This is a genomic window from Frankia sp. QA3 (assembly GCF_000262465.1).
Lineage (GTDB): Bacteria > Actinomycetota > Actinomycetes > Frankiales > Frankiaceae > Frankia.
This window is the reverse complement of sequence record NZ_CM001489.1, coordinates 3,868,885-3,890,748: the sequence shown is the minus strand read 5'-3', so window position 1 is coordinate 3,890,748 and position 21,864 is coordinate 3,868,885. Positions and strand designations below refer to the sequence as shown.

Annotated in this window: 24 protein-coding genes and 1 CRISPR repeat array; of the genes, 10 read left to right on the top strand and 14 right to left on the bottom strand. The window is 73.6% G+C overall.

Annotated features, from left to right (window positions below):
• Nucleotides 1-15 precede the first annotated feature (15 nt).
• The 6 genes from FRAQA3DRAFT_RS15960 to FRAQA3DRAFT_RS15935 form a co-directional block, all read right to left on the bottom strand.
• Nucleotides 16-684 carry an FHA domain-containing protein gene (locus FRAQA3DRAFT_RS15960; protein ID WP_009740067.1) on the bottom strand — a complete coding sequence of 223 codons (669 nt, stop codon included), beginning with the start codon at nucleotides 682-684 and terminating at the stop codon, nucleotides 16-18.
• Between the two features lie 94 nt (nucleotides 685-778).
• Nucleotides 779-1,294: a Rieske (2Fe-2S) protein gene (locus tag FRAQA3DRAFT_RS15955; RefSeq protein WP_009740066.1), complete on the bottom strand. Its 516-nt coding sequence runs from the start codon at nucleotides 1,292-1,294 to the stop codon at nucleotides 779-781.
• Between the two features lie 36 nt (nucleotides 1,295-1,330).
• Entirely contained in the window at nucleotides 1,331-1,903 is a 573-nt protein-coding gene (locus FRAQA3DRAFT_RS15950; RefSeq protein WP_009740065.1) for a DUF6529 family protein, read from the bottom strand.
• A gap of 182 nt (nucleotides 1,904-2,085) precedes the next feature.
• Nucleotides 2,086-4,722 carry an aminopeptidase N gene (pepN, locus tag FRAQA3DRAFT_RS15945; RefSeq protein WP_009740064.1) on the bottom strand — a complete coding sequence of 879 codons (2,637 nt, stop codon included), beginning with the start codon at nucleotides 4,720-4,722 and terminating at the stop codon, nucleotides 2,086-2,088.
• 90 nt (nucleotides 4,723-4,812) lie between these two features.
• Nucleotides 4,813-5,256, bottom strand: coding sequence for a membrane protein (locus FRAQA3DRAFT_RS15940; RefSeq protein ID WP_009740063.1), 444 nt, complete (start codon nucleotides 5,254-5,256; stop codon nucleotides 4,813-4,815).
• Nucleotides 5,249-5,614, bottom strand: coding sequence for a hypothetical protein (locus FRAQA3DRAFT_RS15935; RefSeq protein ID WP_009740062.1), 366 nt, complete (start codon nucleotides 5,612-5,614; stop codon nucleotides 5,249-5,251). Before FRAQA3DRAFT_RS15935 ends, FRAQA3DRAFT_RS15940 begins: the two co-directional genes overlap by 8 nt.
• A 537-nt stretch (nucleotides 5,615-6,151) precedes the next feature.
• Here FRAQA3DRAFT_RS15935 and FRAQA3DRAFT_RS15925 point away from each other — a divergent pair.
• On the top strand, nucleotides 6,152-6,997 hold the full coding sequence (locus tag FRAQA3DRAFT_RS15925; RefSeq protein WP_009740061.1) for an ABC transporter permease: 846 nt from the start codon (nucleotides 6,152-6,154) through the stop codon (nucleotides 6,995-6,997).
• Nucleotides 6,998-7,028: 31 nt separating this feature from the next.
• Here the strand turns inward: FRAQA3DRAFT_RS15925 and FRAQA3DRAFT_RS15920 are convergent, their stop codons facing one another.
• Nucleotides 7,029-7,469, bottom strand: coding sequence for a nitroreductase family deazaflavin-dependent oxidoreductase (locus tag FRAQA3DRAFT_RS15920; protein ID WP_009740060.1), 441 nt, complete (start codon nucleotides 7,467-7,469; stop codon nucleotides 7,029-7,031).
• Between the two features lie 67 nt (nucleotides 7,470-7,536).
• Here FRAQA3DRAFT_RS15920 and FRAQA3DRAFT_RS15915 point away from each other — a divergent pair, with 67 nt between their 5' ends.
• The gene (locus FRAQA3DRAFT_RS15915; protein ID WP_009740059.1) at nucleotides 7,537-8,604 is read left to right on the top strand and encodes a winged helix DNA-binding domain-containing protein; all 1,068 of its coding nucleotides are present in this window, start codon (nucleotides 7,537-7,539) and stop codon (nucleotides 8,602-8,604) included.
• A 24-nt stretch (nucleotides 8,605-8,628) separates the two neighbouring features.
• Here the strand turns inward: FRAQA3DRAFT_RS15915 and FRAQA3DRAFT_RS15910 are convergent, their stop codons facing one another.
• The 3 genes from FRAQA3DRAFT_RS15910 to FRAQA3DRAFT_RS15900 all read right to left on the bottom strand — a co-directional run bounded on the left by FRAQA3DRAFT_RS15910 (nucleotide 8,629) and on the right by FRAQA3DRAFT_RS15900 (nucleotide 11,014).
• Nucleotides 8,629-8,922 (bottom strand): zf-TFIIB domain-containing protein, encoded by a 294-nt coding sequence (locus FRAQA3DRAFT_RS15910; RefSeq protein ID WP_035922990.1) that lies wholly within the window; start codon nucleotides 8,920-8,922, stop codon nucleotides 8,629-8,631.
• 81 nt (nucleotides 8,923-9,003) lie between these two features.
• Entirely contained in the window at nucleotides 9,004-10,176 is a 1,173-nt protein-coding gene (locus FRAQA3DRAFT_RS15905) for a phosphotransferase family protein (RefSeq protein WP_009740057.1), read from the bottom strand.
• 7 nt (nucleotides 10,177-10,183) lie between these two features.
• The gene (locus tag FRAQA3DRAFT_RS15900) at nucleotides 10,184-11,014 is read right to left on the bottom strand and encodes a class I SAM-dependent methyltransferase (RefSeq protein ID WP_009740056.1); all 831 of its coding nucleotides are present in this window, start codon (nucleotides 11,012-11,014) and stop codon (nucleotides 10,184-10,186) included.
• Nucleotides 11,015-11,443: 429 nt separating this feature from the next.
• Between FRAQA3DRAFT_RS15900 and FRAQA3DRAFT_RS35120 the strand changes: the two genes are divergently transcribed.
• Nucleotides 11,444-11,671 carry a hypothetical protein gene (locus tag FRAQA3DRAFT_RS35120; protein WP_157467405.1) on the top strand — a complete coding sequence of 76 codons (228 nt, stop codon included), beginning with the start codon at nucleotides 11,444-11,446 and terminating at the stop codon, nucleotides 11,669-11,671.
• Nucleotides 11,672-12,031: 360 nt separating this feature from the next.
• Here FRAQA3DRAFT_RS35120 and FRAQA3DRAFT_RS15895 read toward each other — a convergent pair whose 3' ends face one another.
• Together FRAQA3DRAFT_RS15895 and FRAQA3DRAFT_RS15890 are read right to left on the bottom strand one after the other, a co-directional pair.
• Nucleotides 12,032-12,550 (bottom strand): hypothetical protein, encoded by a 519-nt coding sequence (locus tag FRAQA3DRAFT_RS15895; protein WP_009740053.1) that lies wholly within the window; start codon nucleotides 12,548-12,550, stop codon nucleotides 12,032-12,034.
• Between the two features lie 239 nt (nucleotides 12,551-12,789).
• Nucleotides 12,790-13,179 carry a PPOX class F420-dependent oxidoreductase gene (locus FRAQA3DRAFT_RS15890; protein WP_009740052.1) on the bottom strand — a complete coding sequence of 130 codons (390 nt, stop codon included), beginning with the start codon at nucleotides 13,177-13,179 and terminating at the stop codon, nucleotides 12,790-12,792.
• 227 nt (nucleotides 13,180-13,406) lie between these two features.
• Nucleotides 13,407-13,635: a CRISPR direct-repeat array (repeat unit 30 nt; unit sequence GTTCGTGATCATCCCTGGAGGGATCGCAAC).
• Between the two features lie 362 nt (nucleotides 13,636-13,997).
• Here FRAQA3DRAFT_RS15890 and FRAQA3DRAFT_RS15885 point away from each other — a divergent pair.
• The 4 genes from FRAQA3DRAFT_RS15885 to FRAQA3DRAFT_RS15870 all read left to right on the top strand — a co-directional run bounded on the left by FRAQA3DRAFT_RS15885 (nucleotide 13,998) and on the right by FRAQA3DRAFT_RS15870 (nucleotide 15,928).
• A complete protein-coding gene (locus FRAQA3DRAFT_RS15885) occupies nucleotides 13,998-14,582 on the top strand; it encodes a transposase (RefSeq protein ID WP_232292124.1) in 585 nt (194 codons plus the stop codon).
• Between the two features lie 98 nt (nucleotides 14,583-14,680).
• Nucleotides 14,681-15,022 (top strand): PadR family transcriptional regulator, encoded by a 342-nt coding sequence (locus tag FRAQA3DRAFT_RS15880; RefSeq protein ID WP_009740050.1) that lies wholly within the window; start codon nucleotides 14,681-14,683, stop codon nucleotides 15,020-15,022.
• A complete protein-coding gene (locus FRAQA3DRAFT_RS35115) occupies nucleotides 15,019-15,552 on the top strand; it encodes a hypothetical protein (protein WP_009740049.1) in 534 nt (177 codons plus the stop codon). The genes FRAQA3DRAFT_RS15880 and FRAQA3DRAFT_RS35115 overlap by 4 nt, the downstream gene beginning before the upstream one ends.
• A 139-nt stretch (nucleotides 15,553-15,691) precedes the next feature.
• Complete coding sequence (locus FRAQA3DRAFT_RS15870; RefSeq protein ID WP_009740048.1) at nucleotides 15,692-15,928, top strand: hypothetical protein; 237 nt, start codon at nucleotides 15,692-15,694, stop codon at nucleotides 15,926-15,928.
• A gap of 262 nt (nucleotides 15,929-16,190) precedes the next feature.
• On the opposite strand, the gene FRAQA3DRAFT_RS38775 is transcribed toward FRAQA3DRAFT_RS15870, so the two are convergent.
• A complete protein-coding gene (locus FRAQA3DRAFT_RS38775; protein WP_051054593.1) occupies nucleotides 16,191-16,673 on the bottom strand; it encodes a protein-tyrosine phosphatase family protein in 483 nt (160 codons plus the stop codon).
• Nucleotides 16,674-17,087: 414 nt separating this feature from the next.
• On the opposite strand from FRAQA3DRAFT_RS38775, the gene FRAQA3DRAFT_RS15860 reads away from it, so the two are divergent.
• Nucleotides 17,088-17,549: a MarR family winged helix-turn-helix transcriptional regulator gene (locus FRAQA3DRAFT_RS15860; protein ID WP_035921048.1), complete on the top strand. Its 462-nt coding sequence runs from the start codon at nucleotides 17,088-17,090 to the stop codon at nucleotides 17,547-17,549.
• A gap of 117 nt (nucleotides 17,550-17,666) precedes the next feature.
• On the opposite strand, the gene FRAQA3DRAFT_RS15855 is transcribed toward FRAQA3DRAFT_RS15860, so the two are convergent.
• Nucleotides 17,667-19,145, bottom strand: a complete 1,479-nt coding sequence (locus tag FRAQA3DRAFT_RS15855) for an NAD(P)/FAD-dependent oxidoreductase (protein WP_009740045.1) — start codon at nucleotides 19,143-19,145, stop codon at nucleotides 17,667-17,669.
• Between the two features lie 265 nt (nucleotides 19,146-19,410).
• Between FRAQA3DRAFT_RS15855 and FRAQA3DRAFT_RS15850 the strand changes: the two genes are divergently transcribed.
• Together FRAQA3DRAFT_RS15850 and FRAQA3DRAFT_RS15845 are read left to right on the top strand one after the other, a co-directional pair.
• Nucleotides 19,411-20,025, top strand: a complete 615-nt coding sequence (locus tag FRAQA3DRAFT_RS15850; RefSeq protein ID WP_009740044.1) for a pentapeptide repeat-containing protein — start codon at nucleotides 19,411-19,413, stop codon at nucleotides 20,023-20,025.
• A gap of 148 nt (nucleotides 20,026-20,173) precedes the next feature.
• The gene (locus FRAQA3DRAFT_RS15845) at nucleotides 20,174-21,361 is read left to right on the top strand and encodes a sulfite exporter TauE/SafE family protein (RefSeq protein ID WP_009740043.1); all 1,188 of its coding nucleotides are present in this window, start codon (nucleotides 20,174-20,176) and stop codon (nucleotides 21,359-21,361) included.
• The last annotated feature ends 503 nt before the right edge of the window (nucleotides 21,362-21,864 follow it).

Genomic DNA, 21,864 nt, shown 5'->3' with positions numbered 1-21,864 from the left:
ACGGAGAGCCCGGGGTCAGGTGAGCGCGATCAGCGCGCCGAGGGCGAAGCCGACTGCGGCGAGCCAGACGAGGGTGGGTAGGGCGTGCAGCCGGCGCGCGAGTGGTCGCCGTCCAGCCAACAGCGCCGCTGCCTGCGCGGGTCCCGGCTCGGCGGGTGTCGGCTGTCCGGAGGTGGGCCGTCTGGAGATGGGCTGTCCCGGTGTCGGTGTCGGTGTCGGTGACGGGCCGGGCGTCGGCGGCCGGCCGGCCGCCGGTGCCCCCGGCTGCGGGCTTGCCTGGCGGGGGAGGGAAACGGGTGCGGGCCGGGGGGCGCCCTGGCCAGCGAGGATCGTCTCCTGGTCGGCGACGTCCGGGTCGGGAGGCGGGGCGGCCGGTCGCGGGGCCGGGCGCGGGGGTATCAGGACGACGAGTGGGCCGTTCGCGGCGCCGAGGTGCACCCGGATCTCGCCGCCGGTGAGCGGGACGCTGACCCGGCGGGTGCCGTCGACCCAGATGCCGTTGGAGCTGATGTCGCGGGCCAGCCAGCCGGCGCCGCCGGGCTCCAGACGCAGGTGGCGGCGGGATACCCGGCCGTCGGCGATGACAACGTCGCAGTCCCGGCCGCGGCCGACGACGTGCTCGCGGTCGGGCGTCAGCACGGCCTCGCCGGCTGGGGCGACGATGCGCAGCCCTGTCGGGTCCACTGCTTGTCCTCTCGAAGCGGCCCGGCCGGTGGCGGGGCTGGGGTCGGCTGGGCAGGTCGGCCGGGCGGGTTGGTACGGCTGGTCGGCTGGGCGGTCAGGTGGGGAAGATCTCATCGCCGCGGACGGTGACCGGAACCGCGGGTAGCGGTGCTTTGGCCGGGCCGGCGACGCGTTGCCCGGTGCGGGTGTCGAAGGCGCTGCCGTGGCACGGGCAGCGGATCCGACCGTCCGACACCGCGTTCACCGTGCAGTTCAGGTGGGTGCACACGTTCGAGAAGCCCTGGACCTTGCCGGCGGCGTCCCTGGTCAGCACGATGCCCGCGTCGTCGAGGATGAGCCCGCCATCAGCCGGCACGTCGTCGAGTCGGGCCAGTGGCTTCGCGCCGCCCCTCGCCCCGCCCGAGTCGTCGGAACTCCCCGAACCACCGGCTCCGGCGGCGCCACCGGCGGTGCCGGAGCCGGCCGACGCCCGGCCGTACTCGCCGGACCGTCCGGACGTCGACTTCGCCGCGTCACTGTGGTCGGCCACGACGTAGCCGACCGCCCCCGCGGCCACGGTCACCGCGATTCCCGGAATGATGGTCCGTCGGGTCGGCGCTTCCTGGGTCATTTTCTCTTCCTCGATATCGGGCCCGGGAGCGTCGGCTCAGACATGGGGAATTCCGGACTGGGTGAAGAACCACAGCGAGGCGGTCAGCCAGAGCGCGACGAGTGACGCCAGAACCGTGGAACCCAACACCGGCAGCGCCCAACCGGGCAGCCCGCGCACCCGCAGCCCGAGCATCTTCGCCGCATAGGCACCGTAGAAGGCGCAGCCGATGATGCTGTGCACCAGGACGCGGGCGTCGGTGTCGGCGAACCCGAGCGCCCAGATGCAGTGGAGGGCGACCGGCAGGGTCAGGACGAACGCGGCCGTGCCGCTCCATCGATGCAGCACGCCGGCCCAGGACGGAGCCGGGCCCGCGCCGGGCAGCCGGCCCCACATCCACAGCGCGGTGACGAGCTGGACGACCAGCAGAAGGGTGGCCGCCGTCGTCAGCCACGCCTTCATCGGCAGCATTCCGGAAAAGCCAAGCGTGAACAACGACCGTCCGGTAGGGTCGTGGACTTTCGCATACACGCCCATCGATACGGCGACGACGGCGCCGAGCAGAAGAACCCCGGCCGTTGTCACGCCCCGGCCGGTTGATTGATTGGGCGCCTGTGCGCCGACTGCCATGCCGCCCCCATCCCGCGAACGTTCGTTTCTTCGGCAACTATGCCCGAGAAATTCGGTTCGCGGCGGCGATCGTCGGCGGGATGACAAATTCGTTGCGGACCTTCCGGGTCCGCTTATCGCACCGGCCGGTCACATCGGCCGGCCGTACCGGCGCGGGGGAGGATCCGCCCGCGCCGGCCGGGTCAGGCGTGGGCGCGAGCGCGGACGGCGCGGCGCAGTTCGTCGGTCGCGTCGACGATGACCCGGCGCAGCACCGGATCGATGCCGCCCCGGTCGAGCAGGGCGTCCGCGTCCCGCAGCGTCGCCGTGGACACGGCGTACTGCGGATAGGCGAAGGTGGCGATCTGACGGGCGGCGTGCGGGGTGCGCCGGGCGGTCATCGCCGGCATCTGCTCGAAGTACCGGGACACGTATCCGGCGGTCAGGGCATCCTGTTCGGGCTGCCAGAAGCCCTCGGCGGTCGCCCCGATCAGCCGCGCGGACACGCTGTCGTCGGCCACGATCATCTCCCAGGCGCGCGCCTTCGCCGCCGGGTCCGCGATGGCCGCTCGGGCCCGCGCCGCGTGTTCGGCAGCCCGCGCGCTGCGATCGCGCCGACCCTCCGCGACGATCTCCGCCTCGCCGGCCCGGCCCAGCACGACCAGCCGGTGCAGCAGCGTCCAGCGCAGCTCCGGGTCGATGAGCAGCCCGGCGGGCACGTCCTGCCCGGCGAGCCAGGCGGCGAGCCCGTCGACCTCGTCCGGTCCGCTGCAGCCGATGACGCCGCGCGCGGCCGACAGCTGGCGGCCGCTGCCCGGGGNGGCGTCGGCCAGCGCCCGCAGGCAGGCGGCGTGCAGCCGCGCCGCCGCGGCGGGCCGGGCGGACGGGGCGAGGTAGCGGCTGAGCGCGGTGGCGCGGGCGAAGCGCAGGGCGTCCTCGAAGACGGCGAGCTGGGTCTCCGACGGCAGCGCGGTGGCGGCGAGCGCCAGGTAGTCGGCCGCGGGCCACTGCGCGTCGCGGGTCGCGTCGGCCGCCGCCGCCCAGATCACCGCGCGGGCCAGCGGATCGGCCACCCGGGGCAGCACGGCCGGCAACGCCGCCAGGTCCTGCGGGGTGAACCGCACCTTCGCGTAGGTCAGGTCGCCGTCGTTGACGAGCAGCAGCCGGCCGGCCTCGGCGCCGGTCAGCGCGGTGACCGCGGTGCGGCCGTCCGCCGCGGCCGGGTCGACGTCGACCTCGACCCGGCGCAGCAGCTCGATCGGTGCCGCGCCGCTGGCGCCGTCCGTGAGGCCGTAGATCCCGATGCCGAGCCGGTGCGGGCGCAGCGTCGGGTACGCCTCCGGTGCCGTCTGGAGCACGGCGACCTGCTGGTAGCGGCCCTGGGCGTCGACGGTGACCTGCGGGCGCAGGGTGTTGACCTGCTCCCGGCGCAGCCACAGCTCCGCCCAGCCGGCGAGGTCGCGCCCGCTCGCCTCGGTCAGCGCGGCCAGCAGGTCGGCCAGGGTCGCGTTGCCGTAGGCGTTGCGGGTGAAGTAGGCGCGCAGCCCCGTCAGGAACGCCTCGTCACCGACCCAGGCGACGAGCTGGCGCAGCACGGAGGCGCCCTTGGCGTAGGAGATCCCGTCGAAGTTCAGCAGCGCGAGCGCGGTGTCGTCGACGTCCGCCGGCGCGACCGGATGCGTCGAGGGCCGCTGGTCGGCGGCGTAGCCCCAGCCCTTGCGGCCGACGGCGAAGCTGGTCCAGGCCTCGGTGAACCGGGTCGCCTCGGCGGTCACCCGGTAGCCCATGTACTCGGCGAACGACTCGTTGAGCCACAGGTCGTCCCACCAGCGCATGGTGACCAGATCGCCGAACCACATGTGCGCCATCTCGTGGGCGATCACGACGGCGCGCAGCTCGCGTTCGGTGTCGGTCACCGCCGAGCGGTAGACGAACTCGTCGCGGAACGTCACGCAGCCCGGGTTCTCCATCGCCCCGGCGTTGAACTCGGGCACGAACGCCTGGTCGTAGGTGCCGAACGGGTAACGGTCGGCGAACAGCTCGTGGTAGCGATCGAGGCACGCCCGGGTGACGTCGAAGATCTCCGCGGCGTCGGCGTCCAGGTAGGGCGCAAGCGTCCGGCGGCAGAGCAGGCCGAGCGGGATGCCGTCGTGGCTGTCCTCGACGACGTGGTAAGGCCCGGCGACCACCGTCACGAAATAGGTCGCCAGCGGCGGGGTCTCGGTGAACTCCCAGCGGCCCGGGGCGGTCTGGTGGCCCGCCCCGTTGGCCCGCACCACCCAGTCGGGGGGCGCCAGGACCGTCAGCCGTACCGGCGCCTTGAGATCGGGCTGGTCGAAGCAGGCGAACATCCGCTGGGCGTCGTCGAGGAACGTCTGGGCGTACAGGTACACCTCGCCGTCCTCGGGATCGGTGAACCGGTGCAGCCCCTCACCCGTGTTCGAGTAGCGCATCGTCGCCGTCACCGTGAGCTCGTTCGACGGGCCGAGGCCGGTGAGCGGGAGCCGGTTGCCGTCGAGCGCCGCCGGGTCCAGGGGCCGGTCGTTGAGCCGCAGGAGGTGCGCGGTCACCGGCTTGAGCTCGGCGAACGTCGCCGGTCCGGCCGGGCTCGGGTTCGCCGGTCCGGCCGGGCTCGGGGCCGGCGTGCCGGCCACGTCGACACCCGGATCGACGCCCGGGGCGGTACCGGCCGCCGGTTCGCGCAGGCTGAAGCGCACCCTGGTCGTCGAGCCGAACTGCGTCGACGTGCGGGCCGCCGTCAGGTCCAGCTCGATGTCGTACCCGTCGACGCGCACCAGGTTCGCGCGCGTCACGGCCTCGTCCCGGGTAAGGGTGTGCATACCGCGAACCTACGAGATGGCCGGCCCGGGGGACGGCGGTCCCGGCAGACTCCGGTCAGGGGCCGACGGACGCCTGGGCTGCCCGACCGGTCACCCGCCCGCGCGACGCCCGGTCCTGCGCAGCCAGGTCAGGCCGAGAACGGGCAGGATGACCGGGATGAGCAGGTAGCCGCTGCCGTAGTTCGACCACACCGCCTGGTCGGGGAACGCCGCCGAGTCCACGACGCTCGCGGTCCCCACGGCGAGCACGCCGACGAGCTCGGTGGCGCAGGCGGCGACGGCGACCCGCTGCCAGGCCGCGCCGGGACGGGCCAGCGCCACCGTCGCGACCACGTAGACCACGGCCGCGAACGCCGAGAGCAGGTAGGCCACCCGGGCGTGGTCGAACTCGGTGGAGATCTGCACGGCCGACCGCGAGCAGGCGGCCACCGCGAAGATCGCGTAGACCGTGACGAGGATCCGCCCCGGCCCGCTCGCCGTGCGCGAGGCGCCGCGGCCGCGCTCCGCCGAGCCCGCCGGCCTTGTCTCATCCACCTGTGCTCTCCCAGACCTGACCCAGCCGGACGACGATGATGGCGACGGCGAGGCAGGCTATGCCCAGCACCCCGCTGCCCCACCGGGACCGGTCGCCCAGGGACCACCACACGCCCACGGGCAGCGCCACGACCGAGGCGACCAGGTACAGCACGAAGTTCACCGGCTGGTCGGCGTGCGAACCCCCGGCCACGACGACGATCGCGGCGATCACCTGGGCGAGCAGGACGGCCTCGACCACCCCGGCCGTGGCCAGCAGCCCCACCCCGACGGCCCGATCGCGCCAGGTCTGCAGCAGGCAGGCCACCCCGGCCACGAGCGCGCAGGCGATGGACGCGGCCGCCAGTCCGTCGATCATCGGCCGCGCCCCGGCCCGCTGTCCACCCGCATCCGTCCGCCCCTTCCGAGCCTGCCCCGCGTCCCGTCGCACGGTCGTCCGCGCGCCTGTCTACGACGGATGGTAGAAGGTTGCCGCCGAACCTGTCGGACGGGACATCGCGCGCGGCACCCTGCCACGCCGGCGCGGCCTCAGCCCCGGCGATCGCGCGGTTCCGTCGCGCGGTTCCGTCGCGCGGTTCCGCGGTTCCGCGGAACCGCGCCACGCCTGTCGCCCCCGGGTCCCGCCCCCGGCGATGCACGCCTGCACGGGCGGCGGGAACAGCGGGCCGGCCGGGTCGGCGAGGGGAAGTTCCACGACCGCGTCCGGGGCGAACAGCGCCGCGAGCTCGACCCGGCGACCGCCGCTGGCACCGGGCGGAAACGGGTCGGGCGGTGCGGTAGCGTCGGCGTCCCGCCGCAGGCACGAGACGACGGCCGGTGCCGTGGTCGCCACCCCCGGTCGCGGCGGCGGATCCGGGCGGGGGCGGTTCGGCGCGGCGAGCGCGAGGGGGCCGGCGTGGACGTCGAGGCGAACCTGCGGCTCGTCGGGGGCCTCGCGCTGCTGCTCGCCGCGGCGGTGGCCTGCCTGACCTGGGCGCGGGTGCCGCGGCGCCGGGACGTGCTGACCGCGTCGGCCCGCGCGGTGGGCCAGCTCGCGCTGATCGGCCTCGCGCTGCGGGGGGTGTTCGCCGCGCCGCCGGCCGCGGCGGCCGTGCTCGCCGTCATGCTGGCGGCGGCGGTGGGGACCGCGTCGCGCCGGCTGGTCGGCTTCCCGGCGGTCGTCCGCCGGGTCGGCGTGTCCTGCCTGCTCGGCGCGACGGTCGCCCTGGGACTGGTCTTCGCCGCCGGGGCGGTGGAGGCGACCGTGCGCAACCTCGTCGCCCTCGCCGGCAGCGTGGTCGGCGGGACGATGACGGCCTGCACGCTGACCGGCCGCCGGCTCGCCGACGGGCTGCGCCGCCGCCGCGACGAGGTGGAGGCGTGGCTGGCGCTCGGCGCGACGCCGCGGCGGGCCGTCGCCGACATCGCCCGCGAGAGTGTGGCCGAGGCGCTCGTCCCACCGCTCGACCAGACCCGCACCGTCGGGCTCGTCTCGCTGCCCGGGACGTTCGTCGGCGCCCTGCTCGGTGGCGCATCCCCGGCCGCCGCGGCCCGCTTCCAGGTGATCATCCTGGTCGCCATGCTGTCCGCGCAGAGCATCGCGGCGGTGTCGCTGTCCTACCTGCTCGGCGCGCCGGCGCAGCTCCCGCCGGCAGCCGCGGAGTCGTCCCCACGGCCCCCGGCCGGGGCACGAGGCGGGGGAACCCGCCGACCTCGCTGGTCCCACCGGCCGGGCGCGCCGTGGCGTGGTCGGACGCCGTGAGCTGCCGGGCGCGCCGGCCGACGGAGGCGGGTCAGCCCGCGGCGGGTTCGAGCACGAAGACCGGGATCTCGCGCTCGGTCTTGCGCTGGTAGTCGGCGTAGTCCGGGTAGGCGGCCACGGCGCGCTCCCACCACTGGGCCTTCTCGTCGCCCGTGACCTCGCGGGCGACGTAGTCCCGCCGGACCGGGCCGTCCTGGAGCTCGACGTGCGGGTCGCCGATGAGGTTGTAGTACCAGACGGGGTGCTTGGGCGCGCCGCCGACGGAGGCGACCACCGCGTAGACGCCGTCGTGCTCGACCCGCATCAGCGGCGTCTTGCGGATCTTGCCGGACTTCGCCCCGCGGGTGGTCAGGATGATGACCGGCAGGTCGCGCAGGGACGTGCCCCGGGTACCGCCGGAGCTTTCGTACTCCTCGACCTGGTCACGGACCCACTTCGCGGGACTCGGCTCGTACTCTCCGGTGAGTGGCATGCGTACCAGTCAACACCACCGGGGTACCCCGGGACCGTGCGGACGGGCCGGCTGGCAGGCTGGTCAGGTGGCAGGAACACAGGCGGCGGACGGCGGCCTCGCCGCGGCCCGGCTGGCGGCTCAGGGGCTGACGGGGCCACCGGCCCGAGACCCCGTCGACGTCGTCGGGCGCCTGCTCGCCGTGCAGGCCCAGGACCCGCGCGGCCTGCGGCTGGCGATCCGGTCCCGGACCCGCGGGTTGCACGCCGCGGACGTCGACCGGGCGCTGTCCGCCGACCGATCGTTGGTCGTGACCTGGCTCAACCGCGGCACCCTGCACCTCGTGCGGGCCGAGGACCACTGGTGGCTGCGGGAGCTGACCGCGCCGGCCATGGCCGCGCAGATCCGGCGCCGGCTGGCGCAGGAGGGCGTCTCGCCGGACGCCGCCGAGCGGGGCGTGGCCCGGATCGAACGCGCCCTGACCGACGACGGCCCGCTGGCGCGCGGTGAGCTGCGGGAACGGGTCGACGCGGCCGGGGTTCCCACGGCCGGACAGGCCCTGATCTACCTGCTCATCGTCGCCGCGACGCGGGGCCTCGTGGTGCGCGGACCCGTCGTCGGCACCGAGCAGGCCTACGTGCTGGTCCGCGACTGGCTCGGGCCGCCGCCGCGGGCGTTCGACCGGGACGCGGCGCTGGCCGAACTGGCCCGCCGCTACCTCGCCGGGCACGGCCCGGCCGACGAGCGCGACCTGGCCCGTTGGGTGGGCCTGCCGCTGCGCGACGCCCGCCGCGGCCTCGCCGCCGTCGCCGCCGAGCTGGTGACACGGGCGGACGGCCGGCTCGACCTGCCCCGCGGCGACGGGCCGGGGCCGGGGCTGCCGGCGCCTCGCCTGCTCGGACCGTTCGACCCCGTCCTGCACGGCTGGGACGGGCGGGACTGGGTGGGCGCGACCGGGCGGCTCGTCACCAGCAACGGCATCTTCCGGCCGGTGATCCTCGTCGACGGGCAGGCGGCGGGAACCTGGTCGATGCCCGCCGGCCGCGTCGAGCTGGCGCCGTTCACCGACCCGCCGGGCTGGGGGCCGACGGTTGCCGAGGCACTGCGCGGCGAGGCCGCGGACGTGCGGCGCTTCCTGGCGCCCCGGCCCGGCTGAGCACTCGGGAGGAGTGCTGGGCGCTCAGGAGGAGAACAGCATCCGGGCGAAACCGCCGTGCTTGTGGCCGTGACCGCCGTGGCCGTGCCCCCAGGCGGGCTGGGCGTAGTGGCCGGGCTGCGCGTAGTGCCCCGGCTGCGCGTACGGCGCCGCCGGCGGCGGGGGCGGGGCCGGCTGGGACCACTGCGCCTCCAGTCGGGTGAGCGCCTCCAGCTCGCCGTAGTCCAGGAAGATGCCGCGGCACCCGTCGCACTGCTCGATCTGGATGCCGTTGCGGTTGTAGGTCCGCATCATCGCGTGGCACTTGGGACACTGCAGCGTGTAGCTCACGGGCGCAACCTGCCGTTCGGTGTGCGGGAGACATCCGACGTCGCTGGTAGCGTACCGACCGCCTTCAGATCATCCGCCGCACAGTCGGGATGGCGACGCGTCGCCGGCCGTCCCCGCGATGCGGGCGCAGGCGTCGACGAAGGCCAGGGAGACCGAGTCCAGGCCGGTCCCCGGGTGGTCGGCGCCGAGCCGGCCGCCAGGACGGGCGTCCGCACCGAGGTGGCGGTCGTCGACGTGGGCGGCGCCGCCCGAACGGGGTGCGGCGCCGGCGGGTTCTGCGTCCAGGCGGGCGGCGACGGCGGTGGCGGCGTACTCCACCGTGAGAGCCCGCGCGGGCAGGTCGAGCGTCGCCCAGGGATCGTCCCGGTCCGGCACCGCGGGGCCGCCGCACGCCGTGTAGGTGCCGAGGAAACGCGCCCACGACTCCACCGGCAACAGACCCGTCGCGAACCAGGCGGCGGGGCGGCCCAGGTCCCAGGCCGGATCCCCGAGTCCGAGGTCGTCCACGTCGATGATCCGCCAGCCAGCCGCGGGCAGGTTGACGAGCTGCCCGAAGTGCCAGTCGCCGTGGATGACGGTCGTGGGCCGCCCAGGCCGGATCGCGGACGGGGCGGGCTCGGTCAGCGTGGCCCAGGCGGCGAGGACGGGGGCGACCAGGGGGTGACCGGCGTGGCGGCGCAACCGACTGACCCGGTCGGTGAGCCGGCGCAGCACGGTGGCCGGCGGCAGCACGGCCAGGTCCGCCGGACCCACCGGGACGCGGTGCAGCCGGGCCAGCAACGCCGCGGCCTGCTCCCAGGGAGCGTCGTCGGCGTCCTCCGTCCCCAGGCTCACCCCGGCCGGCCAGGCGCTGACCTGGTGGCCGCCGACCCGGATCGTGTACGTCCCCGGTACGGACGCCAGCTCCAGCGGGGCGAGCAGCACGGGGCGCAGGGCGGGCCGGGCGGCGAAGCGCAGCCGGGCGGCGAGGCGGGCCGGGTCGGCGGTGTCGGCGTGCGCCTTCAGCACCACCTCGCCGCACCGCACGATCAGCCGGTCGTCGCGCCGCGACACCACGGCGGGCGGGCCGCCGGCCTGGCCCGGCCGCAGCCGTCCGGCAAGCCGCGCCATGCCGGTCAGCAGACCGGCCTCGGCCATGTCCGCGTCGGTCATGTCCGCGTCGGCCATGTCCGCGTCGGTCATGTCCGGGGCGGCCGCCTGCGGGTCGGTGGCGTCCGGGTCGGTTGTCTCCGGGCCGCTCATCCTGGGGTCAGCGGGCCGGCTTGCGCAGGCGCCAGATGCACTCGGACGGCCACCGCCGGGCCCATGCCTCGTCGCCCCGCTCGGGCTGCTCGGCCCGGTCCCGGGTCGACCCGCCCGCCGCCTCCACGTCGTACACCTGCTCGCCGGCGTACCCAGGCGCCGGCGGGCGGGGCTCCAGCAGATCCTCGATGATCAGTCCGCAGTCCCGGAACAGCCTGATCCAGGTCCCGTACGGCAGGTTGGCGCTGACCAGGCCGTCCGCCTCGGGCAGCAGGCGCAGCGCGAAGTAGTCCCGGGTCAGCCGGGTGCCGGGGGTGTCCCGGCCCGGCCGCACGGTGATCTCGTAGATCGGGCTGACGTGGCTGAAGGCCAGCAGGCCACCGGGCCGCAGCACCCGCGCCGCCTCCGGCATCGCCCGCATCGGGTCCGCGAAGCAGAACGCGCCGTGATCGGCGAAGACGATGTCGAACGACTCGTCGGCGAAGGGCACCGACTCCGCGCTCGCCTGCACCAGCGGGAAGGTCAGCCCGGTGTCCGCGGCGAGCTTGCGGCTGTGCAGCAGCTGCCGCTCCGACAGGTCGAGCCCGACCGCGCGGGCGCCCCGGCGGACCAGCGCCGTCGACCACTGCCCCCCGCCGCACCCCATCTCCAGCACGTCCCGCCCGGCGACCTCGCCCAGCACGCCGAGACTGGACTCGGGGATCGCCCACAACCCCCAGGAGATGTCGCCGGTGAACGCCTGCCGGCGTATCTGCGGGGCGTTCAGGCGCTGGTAGTCGTCCGAGATCTCGTTCCAACGGGCCCGGTTCGTCCGTACGTGGGCGTCGCCGTCGATCATCCTGGCCTCGTCCTTCTCCCGGCGGACGCGGCTCGGCGTTCCACCCGCACCACCGGAGGGCGGCTCGGGTCAGGACGGGGCGGACCGGGGTGCCGGGTCGCCGGGCGGGATCGTCGTCCCGATCGGCGGCTGTCGTGATGGATCAGGTCGCTCGATCGGCCATCGTATGAGACCAGGACGAACGCGGACGCCGAGGACACCATGACCGGCTCGCCACCACCGTCGCAGCCCGGTGCGACCCGTCGTCACAGGCGGCGAGAGCCTGCATTGCGGGCGCCACCCGTAACAACCGGGCCGGAGATTTGACCAAGATTGATAGTGGTCGTCCTAAAATGCAGAGACCGTGTGGTGAGCAACCTCCCGGGACGGTCGGGAGGGGCGTTGTCCCCTGCGTTTGCCGCTGGCCGAATGGCCTGGACGGAATTCGGTGTGCCGGGCACCCTCGATCTCGTGGCAAGAGAGCGCAAGAGATCCAGCCGGTACTTCCGGCCGCCCGACGAGCAGCTCGTCCTGGGCCTCATGACCTGCCCATCCTGCAACGGGACCCGGTACCAGACCCGTCCGCAGGCCGAGGTCGACGAGGATGGACTCTTCGACGGCGACGCCAACATCAAATGCCGGGAATGCGGGGGTAGCGGAAAGGTTCCGCCGCGATGAAAAGGTCGGTGCCGGTGCAGGCGGATTTCCTCTACCTTCGGTGCCCGGAACATCGGGGTCGTCAGCCGCGGCAGGGCCTGAAGACGATGCTGCGGCCCGGCGCGGAATGCCCCCGGTGCCGCCTGGTCCGGGCGCCGGAACCGCCGCCCGACCCGGGACAGCGGCCGGGCAAACCCGGACACCCGACGGACGGCGGCCCGACCCCGGCCACCTGACCCCTGACCGCCTGCCCTGACCGCCTGCCCCGACCGTCTGACCGTCTGACCGCCTGACCGCCTGACCGCCTACTCCCGCCGACGGCAGGCCCGACCCTGACCGAATGATCCGGCGGACCCGGATCATCGTCGGGCCGCCCCAGCGTCAGTCCTTGGGGTCGGCGACGATCGTCGCGGTGCGCGTGCCGCCGTCGACCGTGGCGCGGACCGAGACCGTCGCACCCTGGTGGATGTCGGTGACCTTCGCGGGCTTCTCGTCGGCGCGGAACCTCGTGTCGCCGTCGATGACGTAGGTGGCGGCATAGCCATCCTCGCTGGTCAGGCTGATAGAGATCGGGCTGATCGCGGTCACCTTGCCGCGCTGTCCGGCGATGACCTGGAAGCCCTCGGCCGTCTTGATGGTCGCCTCGCCGTGCAGGCTGCGTTCGGCCGGGCGGTGCTCGCGCCGCACCCGGCGTGCCTCGGCCGGCTTCGGGTCGTCCTCGGTGGACGGCGGCACCGCCGCGGAGGCCGGTGCCGCCGCGGCGGTCCGCGCTGCCGGCACCGGCGCTGGCGCGGCGGACGCGGCCGTGCCACTGAACCCGAGACCGACCCCCAGACCGAGTCCGAGCAGTCCCGCCGCCGCCACGCCCGCACCCCGTCGTCCCGTCAGGAATTTGCCCATCTCTGCCGTCCTTTCCCAGGGGCGCCCGCACGCCGTGCCTGGACCCGGCGACCCGCACTCGGTCGCCAACCGATCCGGCGTCGCGCGCCGCTGCGGCGCGCTGGCAGACCCACGATGCGACAGCCGCATGTGAGCGGGATGCGAACCCGGTCGGGAACGGATCTCAGCCGGCGGGCACCGGTGCCGGGGGTGTGTCCTGCGCCAGGGCCGGACCGGCGCCGGTACTTCCGGCGGACGGATTACTGGAAGCTGACCGCCGTCGGACGGACCGCGTAAGCCACCCGGTGCGGCGCGTCCGCGGGCGGCCCGTCCAGCCGCATCGAGTACCGGTCGGCGAGCCGCATGAAGAACTCGGCGTTCGGATCGGGATCAATCCGCTCGACGACGCCGCGGATCTCCAGGTACCGGTAGGGCGCCTCGGGATCGTTGACGGACACCGCCACCTGCGGCGTCCCCGTCACGTTGCGGTACTTCTGCCGGGTCGTGGTGTTCGTGAACCACAGGAAGGTGCCGTCCCAGAGCACCCACATCGGGTTCACCTGGGGGGTGCCGTCCGGCCGGATCGTCGCAAGATGCCCGAACAGCGGCCGCTCCAGCAGATCACGATGACTCTCGGGGATGACTGTCATATCCCGACGATATATCAGTACCTTGATAGTCGATGATTGTGCCTACCGATCCGGCGGCCTGAACCGCACGGGGAAGCGGACCGAACACGCGAGGCCGAGGAAAGTGCCTACCTTCGCCTGCAAGGATCAACGCCCTGACCTGGGCAGTTGCATCACCGCCGGTCCGCTGCAACGATCATGTTGTACGCCCCTCAGGCATCCTCCCTGACCTGCGGCTTTACTATGGGGTTCGTGATCATCCCTGGAGGGATCGCAACGCCCGCAGACCGTCGAGGCGGTGTACCTGTCCGAGGCCCAGTTCGTGATCATCCCTGGAGGGATCGCAACGGCGCCGGCACGTCGGGCGCCGGCACGTCGGGCGTTCGTGATCATCCCTGGAGGGATCGCAACCGCAGCTCGTCCGCGCCGACCCGGATGCTGGGCCCGGTTCGTGATCATCCCTGGAGGGATCGCAACCCGTCGGTCGTGCCTGCGAGTGTGGGTAGGCCAGGTCGCATGGTGGTCGTGGGGTCGGGGGCGTCGCGACGGCGGGCTCGCGTTCGACGGCGCGGCGCGGTTCCGCGGAACACCTTGATCGTCGGGCGGCGGGTTCGGACCGCACCCGCATCGCCAACGAACTGCGCTCCCTGCTCCGCGAGTACTACCCCGCCTTCCTGGCCCTGTTCGCCGGCAAGCCCTCCGGGGTCGCCAACCGGGTTGCCCGCGCGGTCCTGGCCGTCGCGCCGACCCCGGCCGTGGCCGCCCGCTGCTCGCGGCCGCGGTTCGCCGCGGCGCTGCGTCGCGCGGGCCGGAAGCGGGGGATCGACGGGTCGGTGGAGATGATCCGCGCCGGGTTGCGGGCACCGGCACTGCGCCAGCCGGGCGGGGTGGAGGATGCCTTCGGCCGCCAGGCCCTCGCGCTGCTGGGCATCCTCGACGCCGCCTGCCGGGCCGCCGACGACCTCGCCGACGCCGCCCGCGAAACGTTCGCCGCGCACCCCGACCATCAGGTCATCACCAGCTTCCCCGGCCTCGGTGACCTCCTCGGCGCCCGGGTCCTCGCCGAGATCGGCGACGACCGCACCCGCTTCCCCGACGCCCGCAACCTCAAGGCCTACGCCGGCTCCAGCCCAGTCACCCGCGCCTCCGGACGCAGCCGCACCGTCGTCCACCGCCGGGTCAAAAACCAGCGGCTGGCCGCCACCGGGCATCTGTGGGCCTTCGGCGCCCTCACCAGCTCGACCGGGGCACGGGCCCACTACGACCGGCGCCGCGGCGGCGGGGACCGGCACAACGCCGCCAGCCGCCACCTGTTCAACCGACTCCTCGGCACCCTGCACCACTGCCTCGCCCACGGCCTGACCTACGACGAGGCGACGGCGTTCCCCTCCCCGACCAGCCCACCGCAAGCCGTCGCGGCCTGACCCGCGCGGTCGCGCCGCCCGGCCACCCAGTCGAGATCATCATGCGGACCACGACCAGCCCAGCACCCCTATGAAGAGTTTCGTGTACGCTGCTGGGCATGGGGAAACGTCGACAGACCGGGCCGCGGATCACGCTGCCCACCGCGATGGTCCTCCGACTCATGCTCGACAACCCGGCCGCCGACTACTACGGCTTCGCCCTCGCCGAGGCTTCCGGTTTCCCGTCCGGGACGATCTACCCGATCCTCGCTCGCCTCGAGGCCGCTGGCTGGCTGGCCAGCTACTGGGAGGAAGGCGAACCCGCTGAGCTCGAGCGGCCCCGGCGGCGGATGTACAAACTGACCGGCTCCGGCGCACTCGCCGCCCGCGAGGCACTCACCACCACCCAGCGCCTCCTCGGCATCCAGCCCGCCGCTCTGCCCCAGACAGGAACGGCATGACCCCCCGCCTCGGCGGCGACGCCGTCGCCGTCGCCGTCACCGTCGCCGTCATCGCCGGCGGCGCTGCCGGCGGCGTCGCCGTCACCGCCGTCGCCGCCGGCGTCATCGCCGGCGGCGTCGCCGTCGCCGTCGCCGTCACCGCCGGCGGCGCCGCCGCCGGCGTCATCGCCGGCGTCGCCGACGGCGTCGCGGGTCGTTTGCGGTCGCGGCGCGCTTCGGGATCTCGACAGAGCGAAAGGGCGTCCGGCTCGTTGCGAGGCTGGGTCCACCGGGCTAACAACAGGGGTGAGAGACGGCGACTACCGCAGATGTGCGGAAACGTGGACCGACTCGTCGATCACCTGCTGGCCCGGGCCGTGCAACAGTTTCCGGAGCACGACCGGGACCGGTGGGACGAGGAATGGGCCGACAACCGCACCCATCTGAAGGGCTGGCGGCAGCTGTGGTGGGCGCTGTGCGTACGGGCCACAGCGACCCGCACTGCCCACGAACTACGCGCCACGCAGCTTCCACACACCACCGATCGGTGACCCAGGACAGCGGATCCCGCCGTCCCCGCACTTCCCGACACCCTGACCACTAAAAGAAGCCATCGATCGTCACGTGACGATCGTGGGTAGGGCTCTCCAATAGGACCCTATGAAGAGTTCCGGATAGAGGAGGTAGCCCATGCCGTCCCCCTGGCTCACCGGCCTACGCGCCGTAGTGCAGCCGGTCGCCGGAGCACTCCCCGCGGTCCTGATCGTGCTGTTCGCCGGCATCCTCGCCCTCACCGGCCTGGCCTGCGAACCCGGCCGCCGCTCCTACGCCCTGGCCTACGCCGACCGCCTCATCGACCTCGCCGCCGTCATCGTCGGCCGCCCCCGGACCCCCACCAAACCCACCCCAGCACTCCCGACGACTTGACGTCACAGGCCCATCGGATGTCTTGCTCCCATGATCACCAGTTCGTGATCATCCCTGGAGGGATCGCAACCCGTCGGTCGTGCCTGCGGGTGTGGGTAGGCCAGGTCGCATGGTGGTCGTGGGGTCGGGGGCGTCGCGACGGCGGGCTCGCGTTCGACGGCGCGGCGCGGTTCCGCGGAACACCTTGATCGTCGGGCGGCGGGTTCGGGCTGAGCTGGAGAGGGTGCGATGCGCCGAGGCGGGGGACGATCGGCTGGAACTGTCAGAGGGTGGGGAAGCGCTCGATCCAGCGGCGTTGCCAGGGGGTTTCGACGGCTCGCGGGTGATGGTGCGTGCGGGTCCAGGTGACGGCGTCCGCGGGGGACAGGCCGGCCAGCACGGCGAGGCAGGCGAGCACGGTTCCGGTGCGGCCGACGCCGCCGCCGCAGGCGAGCTCGATGCGGTCGGACGTCTGCGTGTGCGCGTGCAGCGCGCGGATGCGGGCGGCGGCCGTCGTGGGATTGCGCGGGAGGAGGAAGTCCGGCCAGTCGATCCACTCGTGCGGCCAGGGCAGCTGACCGCCATGCCGCCGCCGTAGCCGGGCGCCGCCCAGATAAAGGCCGCGATCGGGGTGCGGGCCGGGTGGCAGAGGGTGGCGCAGCCCGCGCGGTCGGATCCAGCCTCCGTCCGGCAGCCGGATCGCCCCCGGTAGCGTGCTCGCCGCGGACGGGTCGCTCGTCCCGAGCGGGTCGCTTGCCTCGGGCAGTTCGACGGCGGTGGGCAGTTCGACGGCGGCGGAAGGCTTGGCGCTGTCCTCGTCGGGGCGGGCGGCGGGGTCGGTGGATCGGATCGGTCCGGACGACGCGCGCACGGTCGAGGCCGGTGCGGGGGACTGCGGGCCGCCGTCGGTCGGATGGGCCGGCGGAACATCGGCACTGGCGGGGGGTGCGCCAGCTCCCTCGAAGGTGGGGGCCGGGGATTCGGGCCGCCGGATGGTGGCCGGCCCGACGGTGCCCGGCGACGCATCCGCGCCGACCGAGGCACTGAGGGTGCCGGGGGTGCCGCCGGGTACGACGCCGGTCATGGGTTCTCCGATCCGCGGTAGCCTCGGATCAGTGTGGCCCTTCCGGCCATCCGTGGGTCGCCCACCCCAGTGAGTCGAGCGGGCGCAGTGAGGACCGTGGCCGCCAGATCCCGCCCGGTCGACGCGGGGGCCGAGCGGCTCGGCCTGGCGATCAAGCGGGCCGAGCAGGTGCTGATCGCGGAGAAGGCCAGGGTGCTGCGGCCGTTCGGCCTCACCGTGGCGCAGTACGTGGCGATGGTCGCGATCGCCGCCACTCCGGGAATCTCCGGCGCGCGGGTCGCCCGGCAGAGCAACGTCACGCCCCAGACGATGGCCGTCGTGCTGGCCGGGCTGGAGGCGAAGGGGCTCATCGAGCGGCAGCCGTCCGGCGACCACGCGCAGGTCCTCGTCACCCGCCTGACCCGGGCGGGCCAGGCGCTGTTCCGGCGCGCCGACGCCGCGGCACTCGAGGTCGAGGAGCGGCTCGCCGCCGCGTTCAGTGACGCCGAGCTTGCCACCCTGCGGGAGCTGCTCGCCCGGGCGACGGAGGCGATCCCCGCCCCGGCCGCGGCCGGCTGACATCCCACGTCGCGGCACACACGACGACCGCCCGGCGGGAGTTCGTCCCGACCGGGCGGTCGTGTGGTGGTGCGTGCGGCTGCGGCTACGCGGCCTGGGCCGTGCGACGCCGGTGGTCTAGACCCGGGTGGGTTCCCGGCTCTCCGTGCCCTGGGGCGGGACCTGGGTGCGGGCCGCGCCCGTCCAGGACGGGGCCTCGTCGGCCTTGGGCGGCAGTGACGGGGCGAAGTTCTCCCCGAGCCGCTCCAACGCCGCGCGGGCGAAGATCTGCTGCTCGGTGACCGTGCGCTCCGAGCGGCCCCGGCCGATGAAGCTCACCGTCCAGTGCAGCAGCGTGGTCAGGCGGTGCTTGAAGCCGATGATGTAGACGAGGTGCACGGCCAGCCACACCAGCCAGGCGAAGAAGCCGCTGAACTGGATGTTGCCGATCTTGGCCACCGCGCTGAACCGCGAGATGGTGGCCATGCTGCCCTTGTCGTTGTACTTGAACGGCCGGCCGGTCTGCTTGCCGGCGACCCAGGCCTGGATCTCCTTCGCGGCGTGGCGGCCGCCCTGGATCGCGACCTGGGCGACACCCGGCAGCCGGTTGAGGCTCATCATGTCGCCGATGACGTAGACCTCCGGGTGGCCCGGGAGGGTGAGATCGGGCAGCACCTCGACGCGGCCGGCGCGGTCGATGCCGGCGCCGGTCTGCTCCGCGAGCTGCTTGCCGAGCGGGCTCGCGGCGACACCGGCGGCCCAGACCTTGCAGACCGAGTCGATCCGCCGGCGGGTGCCGTCGCTGTCCTCGACCTCGATGCCGGTGGCGTCGACGTCGATGACCTTGGCACCGAGCTGCACCTCGACGCCGATCTTCTCCAGCTTGTCAGCGGCCTTCGCGCCGAGCCGCTCCCCGAAGGGCGGGAGCACGGCGGGCGCGGCGTCGAGCAGGATCACCCGGGCCTTGGTGGGGTCGATGCTGCGGAAGTCGCGGCGCAGCGTGCGCCGCGACAGCTCGGCGATCTGGCCGGCCATCTCCACGCCGGTGGGGCCGGCGCCGACCACGACGAAGGTCAGCAGCCGCTCGATGTCGGCCGGGTCGGTCGAGCCCTCGGCGAGCTCGAACATGCCGAAGATCCGACCGCGCAGCTCGAGGGCGTCGTCGATGCTCTTCATGCCCGGCGCGTGCGTGGCGAACTGGTCGTTGCCGAAGTACGACTGCCCGGCGCCGGCGGCGACCACGAGGCTGTCGTAGGGGTGGACCGTCGTCCGGCCGAGCAACTGCGACGTGACGGTCTTCGCCTTCACGTCGATCGTGGTCACGTCGCCGAGGACGACCTGGGCGTTCTCCTGCCGGCTGAGCACCTCGCGGGTGGTCGGGGCGATCTCGCCCTCCGACAGGATGCCGGTGGCCACCTGGTAGAGCAGGGGCTGGAACAGGTGATGAGTGGTCTTTGCGACGAGGGTGATCTCGACGGGCGCCTTGCGAAGAGCCTGCGCGGTGAACAGGCCCCCGAAACCCGAGCCAATGATCACTACGCGGTGCGGGGAGCTCTGCCGCCCCTCGAGCCGTTCCGGTTCGTCGGCATGCCCTGTGCGGGCGCTGTCCGTGCTCACGATCCTTCTCCGCTCAACCTCTTGACTCCCAGCGGTGCCCGTTGGCGCCGCGGAGACCTTATCCCCGATAGCACGTCGGTCTCCACTAACTATTTTCCGCCGTATGCCGGCCGCTGGATCGTGTTCATCGTCACCCCGAGCCGGAAACATCGACTACGGACTATGTGGCGTGGAACACACTTCCAGTGGCGGCCGGTAGGCTTAGCCCGGATCTTGATCGACATGTGCGGCCGGTCCGTCTACCGGTCGCCGGGGGAGGTGCCGCGTGCCGGCTCGGAAATACGGCCCATCGACGCCCGCGGTCGACCATACCGTCCGCGCCCTGGCCGAGGTCGGCGGGGATCTCTCGGGGCAGTCGCATGATCACGTCGCCTTCGTCGACCTCGAGCTGACCGAGGTGCCGACCACGGGTGCGGTTCTGGACTCGTGCACCTTCCGCGGGGTCCGCTTCAACGCATCGGGTTATTCAGATACCGCTTTCATCAACTGCGTCTTCGTCCGGTGCTCCTTCTTCGACACGAGCTTCGACGCGTGCAAGTTCACCGGCAGCCTGTTCGACGGATGCACGCACGACCTCATGAAGGTCGGTGGCGGGGATTGGTCCTTTGTTGGTCTGCCGCGGGCAAAACTGAGTCGCGCGTCCTTCGTCGGGGTCCGGATGCGGGAGGCCGACCTGACCGGCTCGCGCTGCGATGGCGCGACGCTGCGTGACAACGATCTCTCCGGCGCGTTGTGGGACGGGGCCGACCTGTCCGGCGCCGACCTGCGCGGCAGCGACCTGTCCGCGCTGGATCCCCTGGCCGTCACGCTGCGGGGCGCCCGCATCGACCCCTGGCAGGCCATCGTCGTCGCGACCGCGCTCGGCCTCGCGGTGGACTGACCCGATCCGCCCGGTCTCCCCGCCGGCCCCGCAACCGCCCCCGTCCGGTGCCGTCGGCGCAGGTCGGCGGCCCGTCGCGTGAGTTGTCGCCGCCCTCGTGGGAATTGTTCACGATGCCTATCGTGCGCATGGGGAAGGTGGGCGGTGTATGGATCTCGATCCGTTGATCACGCTTGCCGGGTTCGTCGTCGGGTTCGTCGTCGGTATGACCGGCATGGGCGGCGGTGCGCTGACGACGCCGCTGCTGGTGCTGCTGTTCGGCGTCCAGCCGCTTGCCGCCGTGTCCAGCGACCTGGTCGCCTCGGCGGTGATGAAACCGGTCGGCGCCACCGTCCACCTGCGCCGCGGCACGGTGCACCGCGGCCTCGTCGGCTGGCTGTGCCTGGGCTCGGTGCCGGCCGGCTTCTGCGGCGTGCTCATCCTGCGGGCGCTCGGCGACGGGGACGCCGTCCAGGAGCGGATCAAGGTCACCATGGGGGTGCTGCTCGTCCTCGCGGCGGCGGGGATGCTGGCGAAGTCCTGGGTCGACCGCAGCCGCCCGCCGGCGCGCGCGGGCGAGGTCGACCTCCGGCCACGGCCGCTGCCGACCGTCCTGATCGGTGCCCTCGGCGGGCTGGTCGTCGGGCTGACCTCGGTGGGCTCCGGCTCGCTCATCGTCGTGATGCTGCTCGGCCTCTACCCGCGCATCCACTCCTCCCAGCTCGTCGGCACCGACCTCACCCAGGCGGTGCCCCTGGTGGCCAGTGCCTCGCTGGGGCACCTGCTGTTCGGTGACTTCCAACTCGGCCTGACCGGTTCGCTGCTGCTCGGCTCCCTGCCCGGGGTCTACCTGGGGGCACGGGTCTCTGCCGGCCCGGCGACCAGCCGGATCATCCGACCCGCGCTCGTCGTCATGATCTCGCTCAGCGGCCTGAAACTGGTCGGCGTGCCGACAGCCTGGCTCGGCGCGATCCTGTTCGCGATGCTCGCCGCGGCGGGGCTCGTCGTGGCGCTGCGACGCCGCGCCCGGGCCGCCGCCGCCGGCACCGCCGCCGCAGGCACCGGCACCGGCACCGGCATGGCCGATGATCTCGCCGGGGCAGCCGCAGCCGCTGCGATCGGGCCTGGCGCGCGACCGATCGGGCCTGGCGTGCGACCGATCGGGCCTGGCGCGCAACCGGTCGGGCCGTCTCCGGCCGTTGCCGTCACCCGGGATCCCTGGGCGATCACCGGCGTGCGGGTGCTGGCCGCGTCCACGGCCGGGATCCCCGCCGCGGTGGCGGTGGGAACTCAGCCGCTCAGCGGGTCGCGGGCGAACGCCGCCATTCCCGCGGCGAAACCGCCCCGAGCCCGGTAGCCGGGCAACTCGGCGGCGCCGACCGATGAGGCGACGAGGTGCCGCATGTCGCCGATCCGGACTCGACCCCTACGAGGTATCCCGCGGCATCCGCGGGCCGCGGACGTCGTCGCGCCGCCCCGGCCCGGTTCCGCGGAACACCATGATCGTCCGGATCTGGGCCAGCCGGACTCGGCCTCGGGCCCCGACGCGCGGCGCGGTTCCGCGGCGGTTGACCTGACCACCCGCGTTCCCGGCCATAAGGCGGTCAGATCGTGCCGAGGTCTAGACACGGTTTCAAGCCAGAAACCGTACCTAAGCCTCGGCGCGATTCTGTGCGCACCCGATGACGGAGGGGTGGTGATCGGACGGCGTGGACTGGGAGCCGAGCCGCGCGGTCGGGCCCCTCGGCCGGCCGCGGCCCGGCTATACCGGCGATCCCTGCGGTACCGGCAATCCCGGCGATCCCTGCGGTACCGGCGATCCCTGCGGTACCGGCGATCCCGGTGGTACCGGCGAGCTCG